Source organism: Mesorhizobium sp. KACC 23794 (genome assembly GCF_052180275.1).
In the GTDB taxonomy this organism is placed as follows: Bacteria; Pseudomonadota; Alphaproteobacteria; order Rhizobiales; family Rhizobiaceae; genus Kumtagia.
Map to the genome: position 1 here is coordinate 1,618,103 of NZ_CP197465.1, position 26,460 is coordinate 1,644,562.

The 26,460-nt window shown below is 64.4% G+C and carries 25 protein-coding genes and 1 tRNA gene; 13 read left to right on the plus strand and 13 right to left on the minus strand.

What is annotated here, in order from left to right:
- Positions 1 to 36 precede the first annotated feature (36 nt).
- A complete protein-coding gene (locus ACSBOB_RS08045) occupies positions 37 to 378 on the minus strand; it encodes an MmcQ/YjbR family DNA-binding protein (RefSeq protein WP_442581918.1) in 342 nt (113 codons plus the stop codon).
- 525 nt (positions 379 to 903) lie between these two features.
- Between ACSBOB_RS08045 and ACSBOB_RS08050 the strand changes: the two genes are divergently transcribed.
- On the plus strand, positions 904 to 1,881 hold the full coding sequence (locus ACSBOB_RS08050; RefSeq protein ID WP_442581919.1) for an OmpA family protein: 978 nt from the start codon (positions 904 to 906) through the stop codon (positions 1,879 to 1,881).
- A gap of 24 nt (positions 1,882 to 1,905) precedes the next feature.
- On the opposite strand, the gene ubiG is transcribed toward ACSBOB_RS08050, so the two are convergent.
- Positions 1,906 to 2,658, minus strand: a complete 753-nt coding sequence (gene ubiG / locus ACSBOB_RS08055; RefSeq protein ID WP_442581920.1) for a bifunctional 2-polyprenyl-6-hydroxyphenol methylase/3-demethylubiquinol 3-O-methyltransferase UbiG — start codon at positions 2,656 to 2,658, stop codon at positions 1,906 to 1,908.
- A gap of 220 nt (positions 2,659 to 2,878) precedes the next feature.
- Between ubiG and ACSBOB_RS08060 the strand changes: the two genes are divergently transcribed.
- Both ACSBOB_RS08060 and ACSBOB_RS08065 read left to right on the plus strand, forming a co-directional pair.
- Positions 2,879 to 4,636 (plus strand): cation:proton antiporter domain-containing protein, encoded by a 1,758-nt coding sequence (locus ACSBOB_RS08060; protein WP_442581921.1) that lies wholly within the window; start codon positions 2,879 to 2,881, stop codon positions 4,634 to 4,636.
- A gap of 224 nt (positions 4,637 to 4,860) precedes the next feature.
- Positions 4,861 to 7,050, plus strand: coding sequence for a beta strand repeat-containing protein (locus tag ACSBOB_RS08065; RefSeq protein ID WP_442581922.1), 2,190 nt, complete (start codon positions 4,861 to 4,863; stop codon positions 7,048 to 7,050).
- On the opposite strand, the gene ACSBOB_RS08070 is transcribed toward ACSBOB_RS08065, so the two are convergent.
- The 4 genes from ACSBOB_RS08070 to ACSBOB_RS08085 all read right to left on the minus strand — a co-directional run bounded on the left by ACSBOB_RS08070 (position 6,960) and on the right by ACSBOB_RS08085 (position 8,809).
- Entirely contained in the window at positions 6,960 to 7,460 is a 501-nt protein-coding gene (locus tag ACSBOB_RS08070; protein WP_442581923.1) for a hypothetical protein, read from the minus strand. The two genes, ACSBOB_RS08065 and ACSBOB_RS08070, sit on opposite strands and share 91 nt — an antisense overlap.
- Before the next feature lie 304 nt (positions 7,461 to 7,764).
- A tRNA-Glu gene (locus ACSBOB_RS08075) sits at positions 7,765 to 7,839 on the minus strand.
- Positions 7,840 to 7,991: 152 nt separating this feature from the next.
- The gene (locus ACSBOB_RS08080) at positions 7,992 to 8,405 is read right to left on the minus strand and encodes a VOC family protein (RefSeq protein ID WP_442581924.1); all 414 of its coding nucleotides are present in this window, start codon (positions 8,403 to 8,405) and stop codon (positions 7,992 to 7,994) included.
- Positions 8,402 to 8,809: a fimbrial protein gene (locus ACSBOB_RS08085; RefSeq protein ID WP_442581925.1), complete on the minus strand. Its 408-nt coding sequence runs from the start codon at positions 8,807 to 8,809 to the stop codon at positions 8,402 to 8,404. Before ACSBOB_RS08085 ends, ACSBOB_RS08080 begins: the two co-directional genes overlap by 4 nt.
- 19 nt (positions 8,810 to 8,828) lie before the next feature.
- On the opposite strand from ACSBOB_RS08085, the gene ACSBOB_RS08090 reads away from it, so the two are divergent.
- Together ACSBOB_RS08090 and rpoH are read left to right on the plus strand one after the other, a co-directional pair.
- Positions 8,829 to 9,854 carry an RluA family pseudouridine synthase gene (locus ACSBOB_RS08090; RefSeq protein ID WP_442583675.1) on the plus strand — a complete coding sequence of 342 codons (1,026 nt, stop codon included), beginning with the start codon at positions 8,829 to 8,831 and terminating at the stop codon, positions 9,852 to 9,854.
- A gap of 176 nt (positions 9,855 to 10,030) precedes the next feature.
- Complete coding sequence (gene rpoH / locus ACSBOB_RS08095; RefSeq protein ID WP_442581926.1) at positions 10,031 to 10,942, plus strand: RNA polymerase sigma factor RpoH; 912 nt, start codon at positions 10,031 to 10,033, stop codon at positions 10,940 to 10,942.
- Positions 10,943 to 11,018: 76 nt separating this feature from the next.
- On the opposite strand, the gene ACSBOB_RS08100 is transcribed toward rpoH, so the two are convergent.
- The 5 genes from ACSBOB_RS08100 to ACSBOB_RS08120 form a co-directional block, all read right to left on the minus strand.
- Complete coding sequence (locus tag ACSBOB_RS08100; protein ID WP_442581927.1) at positions 11,019 to 12,239, minus strand: AAA family ATPase; 1,221 nt, start codon at positions 12,237 to 12,239, stop codon at positions 11,019 to 11,021.
- A gap of 94 nt (positions 12,240 to 12,333) precedes the next feature.
- Entirely contained in the window at positions 12,334 to 12,570 is a 237-nt protein-coding gene (locus tag ACSBOB_RS08105; protein ID WP_442583676.1) for a hypothetical protein, read from the minus strand.
- 124 nt (positions 12,571 to 12,694) lie between these two features.
- Positions 12,695 to 13,924 (minus strand): aminomethyltransferase family protein, encoded by a 1,230-nt coding sequence (locus ACSBOB_RS08110; RefSeq protein WP_442581928.1) that lies wholly within the window; start codon positions 13,922 to 13,924, stop codon positions 12,695 to 12,697.
- A gap of 5 nt (positions 13,925 to 13,929) precedes the next feature.
- Complete coding sequence (locus ACSBOB_RS08115; protein WP_442581929.1) at positions 13,930 to 15,492, minus strand: phytoene desaturase family protein; 1,563 nt, start codon at positions 15,490 to 15,492, stop codon at positions 13,930 to 13,932.
- Entirely contained in the window at positions 15,479 to 17,098 is a 1,620-nt protein-coding gene (locus ACSBOB_RS08120; protein WP_442581930.1) for a phytoene desaturase family protein, read from the minus strand. Before ACSBOB_RS08120 ends, ACSBOB_RS08115 begins: the two co-directional genes overlap by 14 nt.
- A 164-nt stretch (positions 17,099 to 17,262) precedes the next feature.
- On the opposite strand from ACSBOB_RS08120, the gene ACSBOB_RS08125 reads away from it, so the two are divergent.
- Genes ACSBOB_RS08125 through ACSBOB_RS08135 form a run of 3 tightly spaced genes read left to right on the plus strand, consistent with a single transcriptional unit; the run spans position 17,263 to position 19,870 of the window.
- Positions 17,263 to 18,060, plus strand: coding sequence for a methyltransferase domain-containing protein (locus tag ACSBOB_RS08125; protein WP_442581931.1), 798 nt, complete (start codon positions 17,263 to 17,265; stop codon positions 18,058 to 18,060).
- A 6-nt stretch (positions 18,061 to 18,066) separates the two neighbouring features.
- Positions 18,067 to 18,762 carry a transcriptional regulator BetI gene (betI, locus tag ACSBOB_RS08130; protein ID WP_442581932.1) on the plus strand — a complete coding sequence of 232 codons (696 nt, stop codon included), beginning with the start codon at positions 18,067 to 18,069 and terminating at the stop codon, positions 18,760 to 18,762.
- Positions 18,763 to 18,787: 25 nt separating this feature from the next.
- Positions 18,788 to 19,870: an extracellular solute-binding protein gene (locus ACSBOB_RS08135; protein WP_442581933.1), complete on the plus strand. Its 1,083-nt coding sequence runs from the start codon at positions 18,788 to 18,790 to the stop codon at positions 19,868 to 19,870.
- A gap of 89 nt (positions 19,871 to 19,959) precedes the next feature.
- Here the strand turns inward: ACSBOB_RS08135 and ACSBOB_RS08140 are convergent, their stop codons facing one another.
- Both ACSBOB_RS08140 and ACSBOB_RS08145 read right to left on the minus strand, forming a co-directional pair.
- Positions 19,960 to 20,349, minus strand: a complete 390-nt coding sequence (locus ACSBOB_RS08140; RefSeq protein WP_442581934.1) for a low affinity iron permease family protein — start codon at positions 20,347 to 20,349, stop codon at positions 19,960 to 19,962.
- A 164-nt stretch (positions 20,350 to 20,513) separates the two neighbouring features.
- Positions 20,514 to 21,539 carry a LacI family DNA-binding transcriptional regulator gene (locus ACSBOB_RS08145; protein WP_442581935.1) on the minus strand — a complete coding sequence of 342 codons (1,026 nt, stop codon included), beginning with the start codon at positions 21,537 to 21,539 and terminating at the stop codon, positions 20,514 to 20,516.
- A 180-nt stretch (positions 21,540 to 21,719) separates the two neighbouring features.
- On the opposite strand from ACSBOB_RS08145, the gene ACSBOB_RS08150 reads away from it, so the two are divergent.
- The 5 genes from ACSBOB_RS08150 to purU all read left to right on the plus strand — a co-directional run bounded on the left by ACSBOB_RS08150 (position 21,720) and on the right by purU (position 26,437).
- Complete coding sequence (locus ACSBOB_RS08150) at positions 21,720 to 22,823, plus strand: fatty acid desaturase family protein (RefSeq protein ID WP_442581936.1); 1,104 nt, start codon at positions 21,720 to 21,722, stop codon at positions 22,821 to 22,823.
- Between the two features lie 318 nt (positions 22,824 to 23,141).
- Positions 23,142 to 23,456, plus strand: coding sequence for a MocE family 2Fe-2S type ferredoxin (locus tag ACSBOB_RS08155; RefSeq protein WP_442581937.1), 315 nt, complete (start codon positions 23,142 to 23,144; stop codon positions 23,454 to 23,456).
- A 48-nt stretch (positions 23,457 to 23,504) separates the two neighbouring features.
- Positions 23,505 to 24,722: an NAD(P)/FAD-dependent oxidoreductase gene (locus tag ACSBOB_RS08160; protein ID WP_442583677.1), complete on the plus strand. Its 1,218-nt coding sequence runs from the start codon at positions 23,505 to 23,507 to the stop codon at positions 24,720 to 24,722.
- 27 nt (positions 24,723 to 24,749) lie between these two features.
- The gene (locus tag ACSBOB_RS08165; protein ID WP_442581938.1) at positions 24,750 to 25,547 is read left to right on the plus strand and encodes a 3-methyl-2-oxobutanoate hydroxymethyltransferase; all 798 of its coding nucleotides are present in this window, start codon (positions 24,750 to 24,752) and stop codon (positions 25,545 to 25,547) included.
- Positions 25,544 to 26,437: a formyltetrahydrofolate deformylase gene (purU, locus tag ACSBOB_RS08170; protein ID WP_442581939.1), complete on the plus strand. Its 894-nt coding sequence runs from the start codon at positions 25,544 to 25,546 to the stop codon at positions 26,435 to 26,437. The genes ACSBOB_RS08165 and purU overlap by 4 nt, the downstream gene beginning before the upstream one ends.
- Positions 26,438 to 26,460 lie beyond the last annotated feature (23 nt).

The following is a 26,460-nucleotide window of genomic DNA, read 5'->3' on the forward strand; positions in this document are numbered from 1 at the left end:
TAAGCTCCGGCCGGAACCTGCCGGCAAGCCGCGATTTCATGCACGCGCCTGCGCCTCGCGTTTCCTCAGCGCCGGGGGCGCGGCGTTGCGCCAGGCCATCAGGCAGGCGCTGCGCAGGGTGGTCTCGTCCGCGGCCGACAAAGTCACCTCCGTCCAGCCCTGCCGTCCCCAGCCGCCCTTGACCGGCCGGAAGATGTTCGGCTCTGCGCTTGCAAGCATCGCCTGCTCTCCCGGCGTCAGCTTCAGCACCGCATGGCTGCCGGGCGGCAGGCTGGCGAAGATACGATTGCGCACGCGAAAATCCGGCTTGCCGAAATGCGATTTCTCCTCCGCTTCGGGCAGGGCGAGGGCGATCCGGCGAAAGTCGTCGACGGTCATTGTTCTGTCCGGTGCGCGGCTGGCTTCATGTCGGGCGTCATCGTGCCGCTATCGGTCGCCCTCGTCTTGAACATTTGCAACCTGCCGCGAAACCATTGCGCCGCTTTTTCGGCCGCCGAGGTTCATTCGCCGCCGAGGATGGCGAGGCGCCTGTGTCGCAGTGAAAACCTTTGTAACCGGTGCTGCCGAGTCCAGTGCTTGCCAGCGGGCCTGAAATGCCCCGTGGCGTGACAAAATTGGCGATAGGCTTGATCTTCCTAAATCTATGTTTTTGTCATTTATACTTATCGTGAAATCTCAATTTCCTATGGTGCATCTGCCAGTTGCAAAGTTGAATTCTGGTTTAGCGTAACTGGCCCAATTCGCATATTGCAACTGGATCAATACCCCTCAATTTCCTTCCGATTGTCGAGCGTGTAGATTTGCATCTTTCCACAGATTTCTGTGGTTATTGCCATAATCCTGCGCTTGTGTCCCGGCCTGTACCGCCGAGTGGGCAAGGGCCGCGGCAAGGAAAGGATTGCCATGCCACTCGGTCAGATAGACGTCATGATGGCAGTCGGGGATTCGGTCCTCAACAAGATGGATTTCTCCGTCGACGGCTTGCATGTTCGTGGCGAGGCCTACCGCAAGATTTTCGAACTCATCCGCGACGATCAGATCCTCGTCGTGACGGGCGATACCGAGGGGCTCGCGACCTACCGCTCGGACACCGATACGATCACGACGCAGAAGGCCGATTCGCCCCCGGATCTCTTCAACAGATCGATCCTGGTTCACGAATGCACCCACGCCATCAAGGACATGGAGTATGTGCAGATGACGGCCAAGGCCAACGAGTCGGCCGCCTATCTGGCGCAGGCCCTCTATCTTCTGCTGAACGATCCGAACCCGACGATTCCCGCCGGCTGGGGCGTCGTCAAGAAGGCGATCGGGCTCGTGAAACAATTCGGGCTGGACAGCGCTCCGGGCTCGGGGCTCCGCATCTCCTACGACGATATCGTGCCGCTGGTCAGGCGGCTCGACGAACATCCGGGCTACCATTCCGAACAGGCCCGGATGGCTTTGGCCAACGGCATCTCCGCCAAGGCGCCGAAGCATCTTCGCGTCGAGGGATCGCCGGAGCGGATCGGCCCCAGCACGGCAACCTCCACGATCGGCTTTCGCGTCCCCAACGAAGAACTGTTCGCCTTCGACAGTTTCCGGCTCAAGCCGGGCGCGGAGCAGAGGCTGCGGGAAGCGGCCGCCTACATCAAGCAGAGGCTGCAGCCCGACCACAAGATCTACATCACCGGCCACACCGACAATGTCGGCGGCGGCGGCTACAACAAGCGCCTTTCACGCCAGCGCGCGCAGGCGGTCGCGGATTTTTTCGTCAGGGAAAAACTGTTCGACAACTCGCTGCTCAGGCCGGGCGGTGATGGCGAGGATCACCCGGTCGCCGACAACAAAACGCCGGAAGGGCGCGCGCTCAACCGGCGGGTGGTCATCGAGGCGATGTAGGCGGTCGATTCGGATGGTGGGCGATCAGGCCACCGAGGGTTTTTCCGCCATCACCATGTAGTTGACGTCCATGTCCTTCGACCGCTGCCAGCGGTCGGCGAGCGGATGATAGATGACGCCGGTGCGGTCGACGATCGTCATGCCTGCCTCGGAGAGCGCCTTCTCCAACTCGTCGGGACGCACCAGCCGGCCATACTGGTGGGTGCCGCGCGGCAGCCAGCGCAGCACGTATTCGGCGCCGATGATCGCCAGCCCCAGCGCCTTCAGCGTGCGGTTGATGGTGGCGACGAACATGATGCCTCCCGGCCGCACCATTTCGGAGCAGCGCGCCAGATAGAGGCCGACATCCGAGACGTGCTCGACCACTTCCATGTTGAGGATGACGTCGAACTTTTCCCCCGCATCGGCGAGGTCCTCGGCGGCAGCGGCGCGATAGTCGATGGTCACCCCCGATTCGGCGGCATGCAGCTTCGCCACCTCGATGTTGGTGGCCGAGGCATCGGCGCCGACCATCGTTGCGCCAAGCCGCGCCATCGGCTCGCACAGCAGGCCGCCGCCGCAGCCGATGTCGAGGAAGCGCAGGCCTTCGAACGGCCGCGCGGCATGGATGTCGCGGCCGAAACGCGCGGCGACCTGGTCGCGGATGTAGGAGAGACGTACCGGATTGAACTTGTGCAGCGGCCGGAATTTTCCGTTCGGGTTCCACCATTCGGCGGAAAGCGCGGAGAAGCGTTCGACTTCTCCCGCGTCGATCGTCGATCGTCGGGGTTCTGACATGGCGGTGGTCTCCCTTCGGCTACAGGAAGTCGGGCGTGGGCGCGGGAAAGTCAAGGCGTCGCCTTGATGCCGCCGCAACGGCGGTGCGTCGGGGGAATGCGGCAAATATCTTTCGCTGGTGAATTTGGCGGCTTCGAAAACCGATCGCGGGCTTGCGATCCCGGCACTTTCCCGGCATTTGACGGGTAAGCCGCGCAAGGACCGGAACAGGGGACACGGTTTGCATCAAGATTTCACGCTGATCGCCACGATAGCCGTGTGCTTTGTGCTTGCCTCGATCTGCGGCTATCTGGCGGATCGCCTGCGGCTGCCGCCCTTGGTCGGCTATCTCGTCGCCGGAGTGATGATCGGCCCGTTCACGCCCGGCTTCGTGGCTGATGCCGGCCTCGCCTCCCAGCTTGCGGAAATGGGCATCATCCTGCTGATGTTCGGTGTCGGGTTGCATTTCTCGGCTTCCGACCTGCTGGCGGTTCGCGGCGTCGCGATCCCGGGCGCGATCGGCCAGATCGTGTTCGCTACCTTGCTCGGCGTCGGGCTCGCCTCGATCTGGGGCTGGAGCCTGGGCGCCGGCATCGTGCTGGGGCTCAGCCTCTCGGTGGCGAGTACGGTGGTGCTGCTCAAGGCGCTGGAGGAGCGCAACCTTCTCAACACGCCGAGCGGGCGGGTGGCGGTCGGCTGGCTCATCGTGGAGGACCTCGCCATGGTGCTGGCGCTGGTGCTGCTGCCGGCGTTGGCGGAACTGCTGGGCGCCGACACCGCCGGCGCGCATGGCGCGGAGACCGGCGATTCATCGTTGCTGCTGACGCTGGCGATTACCCTGGCCAAGGTCGGGGTGTTTGCCGCCTTGGCGATCTTCCTCGGTCCGAAGGTGGTGCCGTGGGTGCTGACCAAGGTGGCGCGCACGGGTTCGCGCGAACTGTTCACGCTGTCGGTGCTGGCACTGGCAGTCGGCATCGCCTACGGCTCGGCCCAGGTGTTCGGCGTCTCCTTCGCGCTGGGTGCGTTCTTCGCCGGCCTGGTGCTCGGCGAATCGCATCTCAGCCATAAGGCTGCCGCCGAATCCCTGCCGCTGCAGGACGCTTTCTCGGTGCTGTTCTTCGTCTCGGTCGGCATGCTGTTCGATCCGTCCGTCATCGTCGAGGATCCGCTCGACGTGCTCGGTGTGCTGGCGCTGATCATGGTCGGCAAGTCTGTGATCGGCTTCCTGATCGTCATCCTGCTGCGCTATCCGGTCAGCATGGGGCTGATGGTTGCCGGAAGCCTGGCCCAGATCGGCGAATTCTCCTTCATTCTTGTCGCGCTCGGCCTCGGCCTCGGCCTGATCCCGACCGAAGGCCGGGACCTTGTGCTTGCGGGTGCGCTGCTGTCGATCACGCTGAATCCTCTTGTCTTCTACGTCACTGGCGAATTGCAGAAATGGGTCCGCGTTCGCTGGCCCAGCGTGGCCGCCGGCTATGGACGCGCCAATCACGACGTGCTGGTGCAGGAACTCGCGCGCATCCGGGCGGTCCAGGAGGCGCGCGACGAAGCGCGGCATGTGAGGATCCAGGAACTGGTGGCGACCTTTCCGCTGCTGTCGCTGGTGCCGCCCGACGACCAGGAGGAATTGCTGCTGCTGTTCCGGCCGACCTACGCCTCGCCCGGCGAGCGCGTGATCCGCACCGGCGACCGGGCAGACGGCATGTATTTCGTTTCCTCCGGCGCGGTGGAGGTGCGGGTCGACGGGCGGGCAATCCGCCTGGACGCCGGTTCGTTCTTCGGCGAGATGGCACTGCTCAGCGGCTCCCGGAGAACCGCCGACGTCATCGCCATCGACTTCTGCGACTTCCAGTTCCTGGAGCGGCGGGACTTCACGCAGTTCATGGCGCGCCACCCGGAACTGCGTGCCGCCGTCGACAAGATGGCGCATGAGCGGATCGAGGCGAACCGGGCCGCCAACGTAGCGTCGGGCAAGACCGGCGCGGAAGCCGCCGAGTAGCCGCGGGCCTCGTCCCGGACGCGCCGTGAACTGCCTCCGGCCTGCTCGAAGCGGTCCGGTGACCTCCTGCAACCCTGGTTAACGAATCCTTGCCGCTACCCCCGTTTGCGGGGGGCGCGTTCCATCTGCACCTGCCATTGTCGCTGACAGCTACGATCGGGCGCCCCGGGCATTCGTGATGCCGGGCTGGGCCGGCGTACCAACCAGGGTGTGGAGCGATCGACATGGCCAACATCACCGGAACGCAGTTCAACGACACCATCCACAAGGCCGGCGACGGCGTCCGAGTCGGCGGCACGGAGTTCAACACCGTGACCGACAGCGCGGACACGGTCGACGCCGGCGCCGGCAACGATGCCGTCTACGGTCGCGGCGGCGACGACGTGATCATCGCCGGGACCGGCGCCGATTATGTCGAGGGCAATGCCGGGAGCGACACGATCGATGGCGGCGACGGCGACGACATCATCCTCGGCGGGCAGGGGGCCGACAAGCTGGCCGGCGGCGTCGGCAACGACATCTTCTACTTCGAAGGCGTCTCCGAGATCAGCGGGCTGGCCGAGACGATCGATGGCGGCAACGACATCGACACGATCAATTTCGCGACGCGCGGCGCCATCGGCGCCGTCAATCTGTCCAAGGCGATCATCACCAATGTCGAGCGCATCACGCTCGAATCCAACGACGTCACCTTGACGGCGGCGCAACTCGGCGCCTTCGACACGCTTACCGGCGGCGGCAATCCCGACCGGTTCATCCTGTCGGCGGCCGGCAGCGTCGACCTGAGCAATGCGTTTATCTTCGGCATCGACGAATTCCGCGGCACCTCCGGCATCGACACCTTCGTGCTCAGCGGCGTCGCCAACGGCCAGACCATCAACACGCTGGCCGGCACCGACACGGTGACCGGCAGCGAAGGCAACGACGTCATCAACAGCGGCGCGGATGCCGACGTGGTGAAGGGCGGCACCGGCAACGATTCGATCACCGGCGAGACCGGCAACGACAAAATCTACGGCGAGGATGGCAACGACATCATCAATGGCGGCTCGGGCACCGACATATTGGGCGGCCAAGCCGGCAACGACATTTTTCGCGTGTCGTTCGTGGCCGACGTTTCCGGCCTGGCCGAGACGATCAGCGGCGGCGCCGACACCGACAAGCTCGATTTCGCCACGCTTGGCGCATCGGGTGCCGTGGATCTGACCAAGGCGACGATCAGCAGCATCGAGGCGATCGCCCTCGAAGCCAACGACGTGACGCTGACCGCCGCGCAGCTCGGCGCCTTCTCGACGCTGACCGGCGGCGGCAATGTCGACCGGCTGATCATTTCCGCCGCGGGAACGGCCGACCTGACGGGCGCAAGCTTCTTCGGCATCGACGAATTGCGCGGCTCTTCCGGCAATGACGTCGTCACCATCGCCGGCGTCACCTCACCGCTGTTCATCGACGGGCGGGCCGGCAATGACACGATCACCGGCGGATACGGCGCCGACAGGCTGTGGGGCGACATCGGCACCGATACGATCAATGGCGGCGACGGTGACGATATCATCCTCGGCGGCCAGGGCGCCGACGTGCTGGGCGGCGGCGTCGGCTATGACGTCTTCCAGATCGACCAGATCTCCGACATCGGCGGGCTTGCGGAGACGCTCAACGGCGGCAACGACCTCGACCGGCTGGATTTCGCGACCCTCGGGGCAGTGGGCGCCGTGGACATCACCGCGGCCAAGATCACAGGCGTCGAGCAGCTGTCGCTCAACGCCAACGACGTGACGCTGACATCGGCGCAGCTCGACGCCTTCGAGACGATCACCGGCGGCGGCAACGTCGAGCGGCTGTTCATTTCCACGGCCGGGACGACCAACCTGAGCAACGCCGCCATCACCTTCATCGACGAGATCCGCGGAACCAGCGGCGCCGACACCATCAATTTGACGAATGTCGCGACGGGCCAGTACGTCACCGGACAGGGCGGCAACGACACGATCTACAGCGGCAACGGCAGCGACACGCTGGCCGGCAACGACGGCAACGACGCGCTTCTCGGCCGCGACGGCAACGACACGCTGATCGGCGGAGCGGGGCGCGACGCGCTGGCCGGGGGCCTCGGCAACGACGTGTTCCTGTTCACCAGCGCGACCGACAGCGTGGCCGGCACGGAGAACGACAAGATCACCGACTTCGTGCATGGCGACGACACGATCAACCTCGCCGCGGTCGACGCCAACGTCAACGCAGCCGGCGACCAGGCTTTCACCTATATCGGCGCGACCGCGTTCCACGGCGTTGCCGGCGAGCTGCGGTACAGCGGCGGCATCCTCTACGGTGACCTCGACGGCAACAAGTCAGTCGATTTCCAGATCACGCTGACGGGGGCGCCGACGCTCACCGCCGACGACTTCCTGTTGTAGCGGTTGGCCCGCCGGGACCGGCTTTGGCGGGGGCGGGCCGGTCCCGGCGATGTTTTCGAAGCCATACCGGTGTCAGATCGCCGCGAAATCGGCGGGGTCAGGTCAGCCTGGTTGGCGAGCGTGGCGAAGGTGAAGATGTAGTTGCCGTTCTCCAGCGTCGCCAGTTGCGGGTCCTGGTAGGAGGCTCCGCCGCCATAGGTGAATTCCGGGCTGAGGATTGTGCCGGTGGAACTGAAGGTGCGGCCCTTGATCCCGCCCTGGTCGCCCTCCTCCCACATCAACACCACGTTGCCGCTGGAGGTTTCCGTCAGCGCCGGCTGGCCGATCGCCGTCGTGTCGCCGACGAAGGGGACCCGGTCCTGGTAGGTGCCGATCCGGTTGAAGCCGGAATCGTAGAAGTCCACCATCATATAGCCGTCGGCGGTGTCGTGGTTGTTGTAGGCGACGACGAAGCCGCCGTTGGACAGGCCGAGAACGGTGTGTTGGAGCGAGATTGCGGCGAGGGCGTTTCACGCCGATTTCGAAACCGGCCGGATTTGTTTCAGTGTTGTCTGGAAGCGGCGGTGGCCGGCACGGAGAAAATGCGTTTCAATAAACCCCGCTGATCGCGAATGGCCGCAGCATGTGGCCAGTCCTATGTGGCGGCATCCCTGCGGCCAATCACGGCGCTCGTTCGACTAGGGTCAGCTATATGGCCAAATGCTTTGATTTTACTGGTACGCCCAAGGGGAATCGAACCCCTGTTTGCGCCGTGAGAGGGCGCCGTCCTAACCGCTAGACGATGGGCGCGTGACCAGAAGCCCGTATCTATTCCGGGCTTCTGGAAAAAGCAACCGGGTTTCGAGCGGATCGGCCGGGATCGTTCGAAGTGCCGGTGTGGCCGTCCTTCGCAACCTGCCGCCATTGCTTTTTCGCCGCGGCCGGCTGGTTGGAAACAGGCGTCAGCGCTTCGGCTCGATCAGGTCCCACAGGTTGCCGTAGAGGTCGGCGAAGACCGCGACCGTGCCATAGGCTTCGTGGCGCGGGGCTTCGCGGAACGTGACGCCGGCGGCGCGCATCGCGGCGTGGTCGCGGGAAAAATCGTCGGTCTCCAGGAACAGGAAGACGCGGCCGCCGGTCTGGTCGCCGATGCGGGCGCGCTGGTCGTCGTCGGTCGTCTCGGCCAGCAGCAGGCGTACGCCGCCATTTTCCGAGCCGATTGTGACCCAGCGCTTGCCGCCGCCGAGATCGACATCCTCGAACAGCGTGAAACCGAGTTTCTGCAAGTACCAGGCGATGGCCTCGTCATAGCCGGCGACGACCAGCGTGACCGTGGTTATTTTCCTTTGCGGGGACAAAGGCGTGGGTTCGGTCATTTCGAGGTGACGGTAAAGCGGCCGACGATGCGGCGTTCGGCAAGGTCGTAGAGGTAGATGGCGTGTGAGCCGCCCGGCAGTTCGAGGCCGAGCGACAGGCGGCTGCCGGACAGCGACTGCGAGACGATCCTTGCGCCGGCGGGCAATGCGATCTCGCCTTCCAGCACGGTGCCGGCGGGCACGGGAACGGCGCCGGCCGGTGCGGGAATGTCGGAAGCCGGCGCTTCGACGACTGCCGGAGCCTCGCTGCGGGTCTTGTAGACAATAGCCGCCACGACCGCCATAAGGGCGACGAACAGAAGCCCGAGATTGATCGCGACGAAGCGGACGAGCTTTTTCCGCACGTTCTCGACCGCGGGGTCGAGCGGCTTTTCCTCCTCGTCGTCGAATTTGGGCCGTATCATGCAACATTCCGGGCTGGCGATGGGCGATCCTGATAACGAAGCCGGTGGCTTTAGGAAAGGGCTTACCGCCGGCGAGGATGCGGTGGGGCAGCGGCTCGACCAGTGGCTGGCGGCGGCCCTCGGCGGCGATTTTTCGCGCAGCCGCCTGCAGGCGCTCATAAAGCAGGGCGCCGTCACGGTCGGCGGCTTGGCTGTGACCGAGCCGAAGCGGAAAATGGCGGCGGGCGAAACGGTCGAGGTCGTTCTGCCCGAGCCCGAGCGGGCCGAGCCGCAGGGCGAAAACATCCCGCTCGACATTCTCTACGAGGACGACGAGCTGATCGTCGTCAACAAGCCGGCCGGGCTGGTCGTGCATCCCGGCGCCGGAAACTGGACCGGCACGCTGGTCAACGCGTTGATTTATCACTGTGGCGACAGCCTTTCCGGCATTGGCGGGGTGCGGCGGCCGGGCATCGTGCACAGGCTCGACAAGGATACGTCCGGCGTGATGGTGGCGGCCAAGACCGACCGCGCCCACAAGGCGCTGTCGGAGGCCTTTGCCGACCATGGCCGCGACGGCGACCTGGAGCGCGCCTATCTGGCGCTGGTCTGGAACATCCCGTCGCGCATGAGCGGCACCGTCGATGCGCCGCTCGGCCGTGCATCGGACCGGGTGCGCCGGGCCGTCGTGCCGGAAGGGCGTGACGATGCCCGTCACGCCGTGACGCATTTTTCCGTGCTGGAGCGCTTCGGCGAGGTTGGCGGCGGTGTGCAGGCGGCGCTGCTCGAATGCCGGCTGGAGACCGGGCGGACGCATCAGATACGGGTCCACATGGCGCATATCGGCCACCCGCTGGTCGGCGACCGCGACTATGGCATCGGCTTCCGCACCAAGGCGAACCGCTTGCCGGAGCCGGCGCGGTCAGTGGTGAACTCCTTTCCGCGCCAGGCGCTGCACGCCTGGCTGCTCGCCTTCCGCCATCCCGTGACCGGCGAGGTCATGCGTTTTGAAAAGCCGGCGCCTGCCGATTTCGCTAGACTTCTTGAAGTGTTTCGCGGTATCTAACGGATACCTGCTCACCGTTGTTCACTTAAGCGTGACACACTGTTTCGGGTTGAACAAAAGCTGTATTTTCGCGTTTTGTTCCTATATAAATCTGTTTGGCGCCGCCCGGCGGAAATGCAGCGGCGCCACATGCCCGCCTTGATCAGGGGGCAATTCGAAGAGAGGAGGGCGCTATCATGGCCCAGACACTACCCAGTATCGTTTCCGGAGAGGGCGGGCTTTCCCGCTACCTGGAAGAAATCCGCCGTTTCCCGATGCTTCAGCCGCAGGAAGAGTACATGCTCGCCAAGCGGTATCAGGAGCATGAGGATACCGGCGCGGCCCACAAGCTCGTCACCAGCCACCTTCGGCTCGTCGCCAAGATCGCCATGGGCTATCGCGGCTACGGCCTGCCGATCGGCGAGGTGATCTCGGAGGGCAATGTCGGCCTGATGCAGGCCGTCAAGAAGTTCGAGCCCGAGCGCGGCTTCCGGCTGGCCACCTATGCGATGTGGTGGATCAAGGCGTCGATCCAGGAATATATCCTGCGTTCGTGGAGCCTGGTGAAGATGGGCACGACCGCCAACCAGAAGCGGCTGTTCTTCAACCTGCGCAAGGTGAAGGGCAAGATCCAGGCGCTGGAAGAGGGCGACTTGAAGCCCGACCAGATCGCCGAGATCGCGACACGGCTCAACGTCTCGCAGGAAGAGGTGGTTTCGATGAACCGCCGGCTTTCCGGCGACGCCTCGCTCAACGCGCCGATCCGCGCCACCGAAGGCGAAAGCGGCGAGTGGCAGGATTGGCTGGTGGACGACCACGACAGCCAGGAAGCGGTGCTGATCGAGCAGGACGAGCTGGAAAACCGGCGCGGCATGCTGGCCGGCGCCATGTCGGTGCTCAACGAGCGCGAGCGCCGCATCTTCGAGGCGCGCCGCCTCGAGGAGGAGCCGCTGACGCTGGAGGACCTGTCCTCAGAGTTCGGCATTTCGCGCGAGCGCGTGCGCCAGATCGAGGTGCGCGCCTTCGAGAAGGTGCAGGACGCGGTGAAGGCGGCCGCCAAGCGGCAGGCGCAGGCGTTGCGGACGATCGAGGCCCAGCCGGCGATGTGACGCCGGCGGGAACAGCGAGCCGCCAGCCTGAGGTGCGTCCTTCCACAGAGGGCCGCACCTGCGTGGCGTCCCGAATTCACTCAGCGTCATCGAGCGGTGGGAGCGGGTCGTCAAACTCTTTCATCAACCGATTATTAAAGACACGGTTGAGATAATCTTCGAAAAGCGGGACCGTGAAGGCGATGTCCCCGTGGGATGGACTATAGATCATTCCTTTGCGAATGATGCTTGCCCGCACGGGACCGAGGCTCTGCACCTTCTCACCCATCACTTCCGCGACATCCGAAGATCGATACGGACCATCGCCGAGACGGGCCATTGCGATAACGTAGTCTCGCTCTTTTCTTGTCAGGCGGTCAAAGCGGACTTTGAAAAATCCATCGTCAAGCCGTTTGATGGCCTTGACTGAAGCGACGTTGACGTCGGTGACATTGATGGGTGATTTGTCCGCAACCTCCCAAGATTGATATCCCCATTCTTGGAGAAAGTAGGGATATCCGTGCGTCTCGGCGATGATCTGCGCGAGGGCATCATCGGCTATGGCCTCTCCTTCTTCTTCTATCGGATTCCTGATCGCGGCTGCTGCAGCAGGTGCGTCCAGCGCCCCTACGGAAGGATAGCTGAAAAGTCGCTCGGCGTAGGATTTCGCGTCTCCGGTCAGTGAGGCCACTTGAGGCAGACCCGCGCCAAAAAAAAGCACGGGCAGATTCTTCTGATTGCAGTGATGAATAGCCACGATCAACGCCGACAGGTCAGCCTCTCGCAGATATTGAACCTCGTCGATCAACAAGGTCCAACCCCGGCCCGCGGATTTTGCAGCTTCGCCGATACTGACGAACAGTTCCGGCAGATCGTATTCTAGATTACCGCTGTCGGCCACGCCTTGTTCCGGATCGACAGCTATCGAAACGTCCCCTATTTGAATTTTAAACGCCGAGGCGAAGCTGCGAAGCACCCTTAGCGCGTTGTGCGCCGTCGCCTTGGATTTTTCCAGAACCGACAGCTTTCGAAGAACCTGCACCAATCTGGGATAGAGCAAATCGTAGAGCTTCTGGCCTTCCGGGGCCTCGATCAGCGACGTGAGATGATTGTTCGCTTCCGCCAGTTCCTCGATCCTGTTGAGAAGCACTGTCTTGCCGACCCCCCGTAGTCCGAGGAGAATTTGTGAGCGGCTATGCCTACCCCGAATGGCGCGTTGAAGCGCAATGGTCGCATCCGCAATGATTTGGTCACGCCCGGCAAGCTCGGGAGGTTGCGAACCGGCGCCCGGTGCGAAGGGGTTGCGTACAGGATCCATTGAAGGTTTGTATCGGATTTATGCTTGTATATCAAGAAGCCAGTATACATGCTTATACTTTCCTGGATTCCTCTAGAAGCCGCCCGGGCGATCCTCATCCCTTCCTCTTTATGCGTTCCAACCAAGCCTTCCCCACGCCGCGCTGGCGGATGATCGATAGCGGGTCCTCGCCATCCAGCCGCGAGCAGAGGCGATAGACCTCCAGCGTGTCGGCGTTCATGTCGCCGCGCTGGTGGAAGGACATGGCGGCGGCATAGCGGGTGCGGCCGGACCACGGTTCGCCCAGCGGGGTGTTGACCAGTTCCCACTGCTCGGCGATCTCGGCTTCGATCGACGTGCAAGGCTGTTCGGCTTCGACAAGGCTGCCCGGCTTTATATCCTTTGGAGGAGCACCCGTCCTTGAGGTTTCGTCGGCGCTCGGCGGCCGGCTCGGTTTGTCGTCGGAAGCAGGCATCTCAAAATCGTCCTGGCGGCGTCGCGGTGCGCCGTTCCAGCTTGACGAACGGCCGCGGCACGATCTTCGCCCGCTTCATCAGCTTGACGTATTGCAACTCGCGCATTGCGTAGATCTCCACCCAGAGGTCGCTCGCGCCTTCGTTGCCATAGGCGCGTTGCAGGCTGCCGATGGCGATGTTGCGCTTGGCCAGCGGCGACCAGATCGCCGCCGAGACCAGGCCGACCTCGCGGGTTTTTCGGTGATAGACGATGGCATGCTCGGCCGGCACGTTGCCTTCGATCTCCAGCCCGACGAGCACATGGGCCGGACCGCCGACGGCCCGCGCCTTCTCGATAGCGCGGCGGCCGTTGAAATGGCCCTTCTTCAGGTCGATCATGAAACCCAGGCCGATCTCGTCGGGCATGCGGACACGGTCGGCGCGTATGGCGTGTTCGGCGGGCGTGAAGTCGGCGCCGGCGACGATCAGCCCCGCCTCGATGCGGGCGGTGTTGAGAGCATGATAGCCGATTGCACGGATTCCGAATAATTTTCCGTCTTCGAACAGCCGGTCCCAGAGGGACAGGGCCTTTCCGGCATCGACGAAAAGCTCGTAGCCGAGGTCGCCGGTGAAGCCGGTGCGGGAGATCATCACCGCGCCGTCCTCGTGCGGGAAGGTGGCGATGTCGAAGGGTTTTAGCAGTTCCGCGCCGGCAAAACCGGCTGCATTGAGGACGGACCATGAGGTCGGGCCTTGCAAAGCGAGACCCGCGACGGCCTCCGTCTCCTCCTCGATGGAGACGTCGTAGCCGAGCGCACTGTCCAATAGCCAGGGCAGATGCCGTTCCTGGCAGCAGAGGCGGAAACGTGTCTGCGACAGCCGGAACAGCGTGCCGTCGTCGAGCACAAAACCGTCGTCGTCGCACCAGGCGGTGTAGTGGACGCGGCCGGGTTTCAACTTTGTCACGTCGCGCAGGGTGAGGCGGTCGAGGAAAGCCTCCGCGCCGGCCCCTTCGATGCGGTACTTCACCATCGGCGAGATGTCGAACACCGCCGCCTGGCTGCGGATGGCGAAATATTCGAGTTCCTCGTCCCAGAGGGCCGATGGAGCCTTGTAGCCGGCCCAGTCGTACCAGGATTGCTGCAGGTTGAGCGCATCGAGGCGCGGCTGGAACGGCGTTTCCAGCTTCAGCTTGCGGAAATGCGGATGGAGGGCGAGGCGGGACTGTGCGGAAACAGCGGAAGGGGCCATTGTCGTCATCCCTTCATCCCCAGCACACGCCTTGCCGCGTTCGTGCCGGGCACGCCGGAAATGCCGCCGCCGGGGTGCGAGCCAGAGCCGGCGAGGAACAGGCCGGGAAGCGGCGTGTCGTAGCCCTCGGCGCCGAAGACGGGGCGTGACATCAGCATCTGGTCGGCCTGCAATTCGCCATGGTGCCAATGGCCGCCGGGCATGCGGTATTTCTTCTCGATGTCGGCGGGTGTGAGAAGTTCGGCGTGCAGGACCGTCTTGCGGATGCCGGGCGCATGGCGTTCCAGCACGGAGAGGGTCGCTTCCAGGAATTTCGGCTTGCCGCTGTCCCAGCCTTCCTTCAGCGCATAGGGCGCGTATTGGACGGTTGCCGACAGCACGCAGGCGCCGGCGGGCGCGAGCGACGGATCGTCGAGCGAGGGAAGCGTGATCTCCATCGCCGGTTCCGGCGAGAATTCTCCGTATTTCGCCGGATTGAAGGCATTTTCGACGTAGTTGGTCGACGGCGCGATGACCAGCCGGCCGCGCCGGTACTCCAGCGGCAGGCCGGTGAATTCGGGGGTGCGGTCGAGCGCGAGGTGCAGTTTTGCCGCGTCGCCCTTCATGCGGATGTTCTGCACCCGCCTGACGAAACCGGTGTCGAGATGGCGCGGGCCGACAAGGTCGATGAAGGTCGTGCGCGGGTTCATCGCCGAAACGATTGTGGCGGCCTTGATCGCCTCGCCGTCGTCCAGGACGACGCCGGCGGCACGGCCGTTGTCGACGGTGATCGCCCTGACGGCCGCGCCGGTGCGGACGGTCACGCCGGCTTTTTCGGCGGCGGCGCGGATCGCCGCCATGACCGCGCCCATGCCGCCCGCCGGTGCAAGCTGGCCGCCGGGCACGCCGCCGGTCTCGCCGGTGAGACGATTGTAGAGGCCGAGCAGCGAGGTCGGCGAGCGGGGCCCGAGATGGCTGCCGAGCACGGCATCGAAGGCCAGCAGACCCTTCAGGCGGTCGTCGGAAAGGCCTTCGTCGACGAAGTCGGCGACGTTCATCAGCAGCACGCGCAGGAAATCGCGCATGTCCTCCTTGCCGAGGCGTTTCAGGGAAAGGCCGGTCATGGCGAAGGCCGCGGTTTCGGCGAGCGCCATGCCGCCCAGCGCCGGCGGACGGCGGGCAAGCAGGGGCTTCATGATGCCGGCATAGCGGAACAATTGCGCGCGCACATCGGCCCATTCCTTCGCGCCGGACGGAGAGACGCCCTCCAAGCGCTCGCCATAGGCGCCGGTCAAGACCAGCGGATCGGCTTCCGCCGACAGGGCGACGCTCGGTATCTGGCGCGCGGGCGAAAAGTTGAGACCATGGCTTTCGAGATCGAGGCTTTTGACCACCTCGGGGTGCAGGCGATTCAGCAGATGCGCCATGGAAACGCGGAAGCCGGGGGCGAATTCGTGGCTGCGGCCGGCGCCGCCTGTCTCCGGCTCGGCCTCAAGCACGACCACCTTGCGGCCTCCCCTGGCAAGGAAGGCGGCTGCGACGAGGCCATTGTGGCCGCCGCCGATGACGATGCAGTCAAATGACGTCATGGGCCGGGCTCATATGCTTGGCGCCGCGCGACAGGTCGCGCAGGATTTCGCTTGCCGCGTTGCGGCCGGGCGCGCCCATGACACCGCCGCCGGGGTGCGTAGAGGATCCACAGATATAGAGGCCGGCGATCGGCGAGCGGTATTGCGCGTAGCCGGGCACCGGGCGGTTGAACAGCAACTGGTCGAAGGTGAGCTCGCCCTGGAAGATGTTGCCCTCGGTCAGGCCGACCTCGGCTTCCAGTTCGCGCGGCGTGCGCACCTCCATGTGGACGATGCGGTCACGGAAACCGGGGGAATAGTCGGCGAGCTGGGAGATGACCGTCTCGCCGAAAGCGTCGCGGTCGGCATCGGTCCATTCGCGGCCTTCCACCTTGGGCGGGCAATATTGCACGAAGCAGCTCATGAAATGTTTCCCCGGCGCGGTCATGGTCGGATCGAGCAAGGTCGGGATCATGACGTCGAGGAACGGATCGGCCGACCAGCGCCCTGCCTTCCAGTCGTCATAGGCGCGCTCCATGCGCTCGACGGAATCGGTAAAATGCAGGTCTCCGCGGATGGAAGGCGCGTCCTTCGGCAGGGCCGGGAATTCTGGCAGCGAATCCAGTGCGATGTTGACCTTGCCGGACGAGCCGCGCATGCGGAAATTTTTCACGCGGCGCAGGAAGATGTCCGGCAGTTCCTTCTCTTCCACCAGTTTCAGGAAAGTGCGTTTCACGTCCGCGTTGGAGACCACGAGATTGCCGCGGATCTCGTCGCCGTTTTCCAGGACGACGCCCTTGGCCCTGCCGCCCTGGACCAACACCTGACTGACCTCCGCGCCGGTGCGGATCGTGCCGCCCGAGGCGAGGAAGGACTCCGAGAGCGCCTTGGTGATCGCGCCCATGCCGCCGCGCGCATAGCCCCAGGCGCCCACCGAGCCGTCGACCTCGCCCATGTAATGATGGAGCAGGACATAGGCGGTGCCTGGCGACATCGGCCCGAGCGCGGTGCCGATGATGCCGGAAATCGAAAAATTGGCCTTGATGACGTCGGTCTCGAAATATTCGTCGAGGAAATCGGAGATCGACATGGTCCAGAAGCGCAGCGTGTCGGCCATCTCGCGTGCGCCGAGCCCCGTGAATTTCTTGCCGAGATAGAGCAGTTCGCCGATGTCGCGCGGGCGGAAGCTGGTCGGGTCCGGCGCGGTGCGCATCAGCAGCGGCTGGATGAAGCGGCACTGCCGCGTCACGTCGCGCGCGTAGCGGTCGTAGGCCTCGGCGTCTTTCCGGGAGAAGCGCGCAAATTCGCGGCGATGGGCGTGGTGGTCGCGGTAGTTAGCGAGATAGTCGCCGTCCTGCGTGAACACCGCGCCGCCTTCATAGGCGACCACCTGCAGGCCGAACTTCGGAAGCTCCAGGTCGCGCATGATTTCGGGGCGGAACAGGGAGCAGACATAGGAGCAGTTGGAGTAGATGAAGCCCGGCGTCAGCGAGCGGCTGACCGCCGCGCCGCCGACCCAGTCGTTCTTCTCCACGACCAGCACGTCGAGCCCGGCGCGCTGCAGGTAGCAGGCGTTGACGAGGCCGTTATGGCCCGCGCCGACAACGATCGCGTCCCAGTTCTTCATGTCCGTTCTTGTCCCTCGATGAGGACATGTCTGCCACGGCAGGTCGCTTTTTGTCCAGCCATATTGAATGAATGTTCAACAAATACGCTTGCGTTTCGTCAGCATTGTTATAGGCTTTCGCCGAAAGTCGGCTATCGATCTGCATTCGAGATTAACTTTCCGCGATGACCCACGGCCACACCGCCGAACCGGAATATGACGACATCGCCATCCGTTTCCTGGAGGCGTTGTGGGGCGAGGGTTATCTGTCGCCCGGCGGCCCTGAAGAGGTCGACCGGGTGCTGGAAGGGCTGCCGCTGGCGGGGAAGTCGGTGCTGGATATCGGCTGCGGAGCGGGCGGCATCGCGCTGCATCTGGTCGAACATCACGACGCTGGCCATGTGACCGGCTTCGACATCGAAGAGCCGGTGATCCGTGCGGCGAGGATACGCGCCGCAGCGCGCGGACTGTCGGACCGCGCGACCTTCGTGCAGGCCCCGCCGGGGAAACTGCCGTTCGTCGACGCTTCCTTCGACATGGTCTTTTCCAAGGACGCGCTTCTGCATGTGCCGGACAAGGACGCGCTGTTCGCCGACATCTTTCGCGTTCTCAAGCCGGGCGGCGTTTTCGCCGCGAGCGACTGGCTGATCTCCCATGATGGTCAACCGTCCGCCGACATGAACGCCTATGTGGCGGCCGAAGGACTGAGCTTCGCCATGGCCTCTCCCGAACGCTATCGGCGGGCGATGCAGCGCGCCGGATTCGTCGATGTGACGACCGCCGACCGTAACCCCTGGTATCGCGAGGTGGCACGCTTGGAACTGGCGAGGCTCAAAGGGCCACTGCATGCGCGCGCTGTCGCGGCTGTCGGCGAGGACTATGTGAAGAAGAACATCCGCACCTGGGAGGCCATGCAGAAGGTGCTTGACAGCGGCGAGCACCGGCCCACTCATTTGCGCGGCCGAAAGCCGGCTGGCGGCTGACCGCCGATGTGGAGCACGACGTCCGCGATGAAGACTCTCGAAAAGGAAGCGCCGGCGGATGGCGAGAAGCGCGGACGGAAAGCCTCCAAGGAAACGCGCCGGCAGCAGTTGATCGAGGCGACGATCGACTCGCTTGCCAAGCGCGGTTATTCCGAGACGACGATGGCTGATGTCGCGGATGGCGCCGGCCTGTCGCGCGGCATCGTCAATTTCCATTTCGAGAGCAAGGAAAAGCTGCTCGTCGCCACGCTGCAATACATGGCCGACGAATATTCGGCGCATTGGCGGGCCGCGCTGCTGAAGGCCGGCGACGACCCGGCGCGGCAGCTCTCGGCGCTGGTCGCGGCGGATTTCGACCGCGCCATCTGCAACAAGCGCAAGCTGGCTGCGTGGTGCGCGTTCTGGGGCGAGGCGAAATCGCGACCGACCTACCAGATGCTGTGCGGGGCCAATGACGAGGCCTACCAGCAGGTCTTCATCGGTCTCTGCCAGCGCCTGAAGGACGACGGCGGCTACGACTTCGACGCCTTCTCCACGGCGCTGGGTCTCAGCGCGATGCTGGAGGGCCTGTGGCTGCGCCTCATGATGGGCACGGAAAATGCGAGCCGCGAAAGCGCGCAGCAGGCAGCCGCCGAGTTCCTCGCTTCGGTCTTCCCGAAGCATTTTTCGCGCGAGACGCCGCGCGCCCGCAAGATCGCATGACAAGAAGCCTACAGAGGATGGAACAATGACTGCCTGCATCAGACGCATCACGCTCGGCATCGCGCTCGCTGCCACCATGTCGGTCTCGCTTCCGGCGATCGTCGCCGCCGAGGATTCCGAACTGATCATCTTCGACTGGTCCGGCTACGAGGCCCAGGCATTCCACCCGGATTACGTGACGAAATACGGCGATTCGCCGACCTTCACCTTCTTTGGCGACGAGGACGAGGCGTTTGAGAAGATCCGCTCCGGCTTCAAGACCGACCTCGCGCATCCCTGTTCGCAGAGCGTGGTGAAATGGCGCGACGCCGGGCTGCTGGAGCCGCTGGACACCTCGAAGATCGCCGCCTGGAAGGACTTAAATCCCGGCATCATGGCGATGAAGGATCTCGCCACAACGGCCGACGGCACCGCCTGGTTCATGCCCTGGGACTGGGGCAACACGCTGGTGACCTACAATTCCGAGAAGGTCGACGAGAAGGACATCCAGTCGCTGAAGGCATTCGCCGATCCGAAATTCAAGGATCGCGTGTCGATCGGCGACAATGTCGACGACGCCTATGCGCTGGCCTCGCTGGCGATCGGCCTCAAGGACTGGACTGGCATGACCGACGAGCAGTTCAAGCAGGCATCCGACTTCCTGCGCGAGGTGCACAAGAACGTCAGGCTGTACTGGACCGACAACACCGACATCGTGCAGGCGCTGAGCGGCGGCGAGGTCGACCTCGCCTGGGCGTGGAACGACGCCAGCGTGCAGTCGGCGCTGGCCGGCGCGCCGATCAAGGCCAAGAAGGATACGGAAGAGGGCCTGTCGACCTGGGTCTGCGGTTATGTCCGGCTGAAGGGGGCGCCGGGCAGCGTCGACAAGACCTATGATTTCCTCAACGCGATCAACACGCCGCCGGTCGCGCAGTTCCTGTTGTCGGACTGGGGCTACGGCCATGCGAACAGCAAGGCGATGGAGGCGATCGATCCGAAGATCCTGGCTGAAAAGGGCTACGACAATGTCGAGAAATTCGTCGACAAGACCCTGTTCCAGTCGCCGGTGCCGGCCGAACTGAAGCAGAAGATGATCGCCGAGTTCGAGAAGATCAAGGCGGGATACTGAGCCGGCGGGAGGTGCCTGAGGGCTTCCGAGTTCCGGAGAAACACGCCGGCCGTGCATCGTCGCGGCCGGCTTTTGTTTGAGCGGATGGATCAGGCGGCGGCTTCCTCGGCCTCTTCGGCAGCGGCATCCGCGCGGCTCGCCGCCTCCTCGCATTTCTTGCGAATCTCTTCCAGTTCCGTTTCGGTCAGGTGCTCGATGCCGATGAAGTGGTTCTTCGCCTTCGAACTGCGGATCAATTCGTCGAGCTTGGCCTGGAGGGCGGCGCCGTCGCGGTTCTGGGTGTTCTGGATGAGGAAAACCATCAGGAAGGTGACGATGGTGGTGCTGGTGTTGATGATCAACTGCCAGGTGTCGGAAAAACCCATCAGCGGACCGGTGACGGCCCAAAGCACGATGATCGCGCAGCAGGCAACGAAGGTGATCGGCTTGCCGGCCGCGTAGGCGACGTTGTTGGCGATTTTGGTGAAATGCTTTTCCATCGAACCCTCGCCGGTCCGGGGCAATGCCCGGGTCCCTCCTTAACCAGCAAGAGCGGCGCGGGTTCCGCTGCAGGCAACGGGACGGGCAGAGGCAGCTTCGTTCTGTTGAGGCACCCCTCCGATGGGTACGCGCATTTCAGTACCGCCGGCTGTGCCGCAGAGGTTCAGATGCTCTCGGGCAGATAGATGTCGAACGGCAGGAAGATTTGCGCCGGGGCGCTGCCGCCCGGTTTCAGCGCCTCCGCCATCAGGGGCACGAGCTCGCGGCAGATCATGTCGCGTGGCGTGGCGATCACCATGGTGAGCAGCTTCTCGGCCAGGGCGGCGCGACGGTCGGCGGTCAGCTCGTTGCAGACGGCGACCGGGCGCCGGGCGGGGTCCATCTCGCGCAGGGCCGTCACAAGGCCGCCCGATCCGCCGCCCGCGACATAGACGCCGGCCAGATCGGCATGCCGGCGATAGAGGTCGAGCATGGCCTCGTGCGTCAACTCGTGCGTTTCCAGATTGACGATGGTGTCGAGCACGGTGAAGTCGGGCGCCTCCTCGCGGAAGAAGGCGCGGAAGCCGATCTCGCGCAATTCATGCCCGTGAAACCGGTGGCTACCGACGAACAGCGCGACCTTGCCCGGCCGCGCGCTGCGCGCGATCATCCAGGCCGCCGTTCGCCCGACCTTGCCGTTATGCACCCCGACATAGGCCTGCCGCACCGCCGGCGCGAAATCCGACAGGAGCGCGAAGACCGGCACCCCGCGCTCCTTCTGCCGCTCCACGGCGGCCGTCAGCGCTGGGTGCTCGGGCGCGACCATGGCGACCGCGTCGCAATGGGCGGCCATGGCTTCCAGCCGGGAGACGGCTTCCGCGGGGTCCTGAGAGGAAATGAAATCGATCTTGCAGGATGCGCGGAATTCCTGCGACGCGGCGACGGCGCTGGCGATGTCCTGCGCAAAGGGGCCGTAGAATTGCTGATCCGTCTTCAGCAACAGGAAGCCGAGCCGCAATTCCGGCTGCTCCTCGTGCAGCCGCTGGCCGATCAGGCCGGCGGCATGAAAACCTATGCGCAGGGCGGCTTCGTAGACACGCTGCGCCGTCTCGGCGCGGACCGGCAGCCGCCGGTTGAGGACACGGTCGACGGTGGCGACGCTGACGCCGGATTCGCGCGCGAGCTGCTCGATCGTCGGCCGTCTTGCCATGCGGTTGGGTCTCCGGTTCGTCAGGCACCATATCCCCAGCGGTCGCGGCGGACAATGATAGAAATGATAGAAAATATAGCATGCCGATTGAGGGTTTTCGTCGCCCTCTCTATACTGGGTGTTAGGATGTGTTGACGCCGCCCTTTGTCGGGCCTGGAAGCGCTCAAGCATCGGGAGGTCATGGCAGTGGCTGCAGCCGAAACCGTTGGGAAGCGCGACTACAGTCTCGTTGGCGAGAGCACGAGGCGGGCGATCGAGACCGGCCTCGCCTCGGCGGACTGGTACCACTCCGATGTTCCCCGCAAGGTGATGAAGGAACTGATGCAGCGCTCCGACGGGCCGGCGATCCGCGACACGATCATCTGGATCGCGGCAATCCTCGGCTCGGCGGCGGGGGGCATCTGGTTCTGGGGCACCTGGTGGTGCGTGCCGTTCTTCCTCGTCTACGGCGTGCTCTATGCCTCGTCGAGCGACTCGCGCTGGCACGAATGCGGGCATGGCACCGCGTTCAAGACGCAGTGGATGAACGACATCGTCTACCAGATCGCCAGCTTCATGCAGATGCGCAATCCGGTGACCTGGCGCTGGAGCCATGCCCGCCACCACACGGATACCATCATCGTCGGGCGCGACGCCGAGATCGCAGTGATGCGTCCGCCGAACCTGCTCAAGGCGGCGCTCGCCTTCACCGGCCTGCTCGACTTCCGCTATTCGCTGCCGACGCTGGTGCGGAACGCGTTCGGCAACCTGTCGCCGGACGAGAAAAGCTACATTCCTGAATCGGAATGGCCGAAAGCGGTCGCCGCGGCGCGCTGGCATATGGCGGTCTATGTCGCGGCCACCGCGGCCGCGCTCCACATGGGATCATGGCTGCCGTTGATGCTGATCGGCTTGCCGCGGCTGTTCGGTACCTGGCACATGGTGCTGACCGGCCTGCTCCAGCACATCGGCCTGGCCGACAACGTCGTCGATCACCGGCTGAACACGCGCACCGTCTACATGAACCCCATCAGCCGCTTCATCTACTGGAACATGAACTACCATGTGGAGCACCACATGTTCCCTATGGTGCCCTACCACGCGCTGCCGAGGCTGCACGAGATCATCAAGCACGACCTGCCGGCACCCAGCCCGTCCATGTGGCATGCCTACAAGGAGGTCTGGCCGGTGCTGCTGAAACAGCTTCGATACGAGGATTTCTACCTCAAGCGGGAGCTGCCCCCCACGGCGCGTCCGTATCGGGAGGAGTTTCACGACCTGACCATTTCGGCAGCGGCTGAGTAGGGTCGATGGGCTGGAAAATCATTGCGTCAGCCATTCACAGACTCAGGTCTGTCGGCAGGCTGGAACACCCCTCATCCGACGTCGCTTCGCTCGGCCACCTTCTCCCACAGGGGGAGAAGGGGGAGCGTGCATTAGCGCCACCGCTAATCTCCAACGTTGGCGGTTAGCGGAGGCGTCGGCGCGAAACTCCCCCTTCTCCCCCCGTGGGAGAAGGTGGCCGAGCGAAGCGAGCTCGGATGAGGGGTGTTCCAGCTTGGCGTTTGACCTTGAAGGCAGTCGCGGCGAGCCACACGAGAGCAAGAAGATCAGGGACGAAACATGGCCGAATGGATAGAAGCCTGCGCTGCGGACGACGTCGACGAGGAGGATGTGATCCGTTTCGATCACGCGGGGCGCACCTTCGCGATCTACCGCTCGCCGGACGACGATTATTTCGCCACCGACGGCCTGTGTACGCATGAGAAGGTGCATCTGGCCGACGGGCTGGTGATGGGCGATACCATCGAATGCCCGAAGCACAATGGCCGCTTCAACTACAAGACCGGCCAGGCGAAACGCGCGCCGGTCTGTGTCGACCTCAAGACCTATCCGGTCAAGATCGAGGCGGGCAGGGTTTTGGTGCAGATCGGCTGAAAAGCGGCGGGGGAGGGGACGTCCGTGGTTTCGCAAGGCACAGCCGGAATGGTGATCGTCGGCGCCGGCGAATGCGGAGCACGCGCCGCGCTGGCATTGCGCGAGGAGGGTTTTGCCGGCCCGGTAACGCTGATCGGCGCCGAGCCGCATCTCCCCTACGAGCGCCCGCCGCTGTCCAAGGACACGATGGCCGACGACGCCGAGCCCATGCCCAGGCACGTGGCAAGCCTGGAGCGCCTGTCCGAGGCCGGCATCACCCATCTCGGCTCGACCGAAGTCCGCGCCATCGACCGGCAGGCAAAGCGCGTGCATCTCGGTGGCACGTCGCTCGATTACGACAAGCTGCTGCTTACTACCGGCTCGTCACCGCGCCGGCTGCCGCTGGCCGAATCCAGCCGGCGCTGCGTCTATCTTCGCACCTTCGACGACGCGCTGGCGATCCGCACGCATCTGCGCGCCGGTATCCGCGTGCTGGTCGTCGGCGGCGGCTTCATCGGGCTGGAACTCGCCGCTTCCGCCCGGAAAAGCGGCTGCCCGGTCACCGTGGTCGAGGCGCAGCCACGCATCCTGATGCGCGGCGTTCCGGCCGAGATCGCCGCAATCCTTCATGCCGCGCATGCGGCTGCGGGCGTCCATTTCTTCTGCGGCAAGGGTATCACGGCAATCGAGGATGTGGTGGCCGGCGTCCGTATCCAGTTGGCCGACGGCCATGTGGTCGAAGGTGATCTCTGTGTGATCGGCATCGGCGCCGTGCCCAATGTTGCGCTGGCCGAGGCGGCCGGCCTGGTGATCGACAATGGCGTCGCCGTCGACGCGCATCTGCGTACCTCCGATCAAAACATCTTCGCCGCCGGCGATTGCTGCTCGTTCCCGCTGGCGCTTTATGGCGGGCGGCGGGTGCGGCTGGAAGCGTGGCGCAATGCCCAGGAACAGGGCGCGCTGGCCGCCAAAAACATGCTCGGGGCAGGCGAGTCCCACAATGCCGTCCCCTGGTTCTGGTCGGATCAGTACGATCTCGGCCTGCAGATCGCCGGCCTGCCGGACGAAGGCGTCGAGACAGTGCGCCGCGAGATGGGGGAGGGTGCGCTGATCCTGTTCCATCTCGCCGCCGACGGCCGTCTCGTTGCCGCCAGCGGCATCGGACAGGGCAATTCGGTAGCACGCGACATCAGGTTGGCCGAGATGCTGATCGCCAAACGTGCGTATCCGCCACGCGAAAAACTCGCCGCGGCCGACGCAAAACTCAAGGCGCTGCTGGCCGCATAGGCAGATTTCAAGGGGGGACGAAAACCGATGACCCGGAAAAGACCGACGATTGCCGATCTTCGCGCCATGAAGGGAAAGCGCCAGCTCACCATGCTGCGCGTGATGACGCTCGACGAGGCTGAAGCCGCCGAGCGGGCAGGGGTGGACATCGTCTCGATCCCGCCGTCGCTGCTGCTCGATCCGCAATATCGTGACGCCGCGCCCAGCCTGTTTTCGATGCCGGGCGAGAATTTCTACGAGATCGGCACCGCTGACGATTTCGTGCGCTGGGCATTCCGGCTTTACAAGGCCGGCGCCGACGCGGTCTATTGCAGCGCCAGCTACGCCACGGTGAAATGCATGGCCGACGAGGCCATCCCGGTCATCGGCCATGTCGGTCTGATCCCGTCGCGCGCCACCTGGACCGGCGGCTTCAAGGCGGTCGGCAAGACCGCCGATACCGCGATGGAAATCTTCGACGCCATCAAGAAATACGAGGCCGCCGGCGCGTTCGGCGCCGAGATCGAGGTCGTGCCGGTGGAAGTGGCCGAGGCGATCTCGCGGCGCACCTCGCTGTTCCTGCTTTCCATGGGCGCCGGCATGGGCTGCGACGCGCAGTACCTGTTCGCCGAGGACGTTCTGGGCCAGAACCGGGGCCATATGCCGCGCCATTCCAAGGTTTACCGCAATTTCGCTGCCGAATACGATCGATTGCAAGCCGAGCGCGTCGCGGCATTCTCGGAATTCGTCGCCGACGTGAACGGCAAGGCCTATCCCGAGGACAAGCACGTGGTGCACATGGCGCCGGCCGAGCTTGCCCGCTTCATGGAACGGATTGACGCATGAACGCACAAACCCTCGCCAGCGGCGGTCCGGCGGCAACGCTGGCCCAGCCGGTGCATGTCCTCACCCTGTCCTGCGAGGACAGGCCGGGCATCGTCGCGGCGGTCAGCGCCGATCTGGCGGCGATCGGCGCCAACATCGCCGAGAGCAGCCAGTTCTGGGACCGTCAGACCAACCGCTTCTTCATGCGCATCGCCTTCGCCGGCCCGCCGGACGCGACGGTCGCCACGCTGGGCCGGGTGCTCCAGCCGACGATCGACCGTTTCGGCATGACGACCTCGCTCTTCGACCAGGCGCGCCGGCCGAAGATCGTCATCATGGTCTCGAAATTCGACCATGCCATGTTGCATCTCCTCTACCAGATCCGGGTCGGCTGGCTGAATGCCGAAGTCGCGGCCGTCGTCTCCAACCATGAGGACGCCCGGCGCATCGCCGAACTGGAGGGCATTCCTTTTCACCACTGGCCGGTCAGCCGCGACAGCAAGGCGGCGCAGGAAGAGCGGCTGGAAGCGCTCGTCGCCGACAGCGGCGCCGAACTGGTCATCCTCGCCCGCTACATGCAGGTGTTCTCCGAGGCGCTTTCGGATAGGCTCTACGGCCGCGCCATCAACATCCACCATTCCTTCCTGCCGAGCTTCAAGGGGGCAAAACCCTATCACCAGGCCTTCGACCGGGGCGTGAAACTGATCGGCGCCACCGCGCACTATGTAACCTCCGATCTCGACGAAGGCCCGATCATCGACCAGGAGACCGAGCGGGTTACCCATGCGATGTCGGCGGAGGATTTCGTCGCGGTCGGCCGCGACATCGAAAGCCGGGTGCTTGCGCGCGCGGTCAAGCAGCATCTTGAGGGCCGCGTCATGATCAACGGCCACAAGACGGTGACGTTCTAAGGGACGGAACCGGCGGTGTTTTC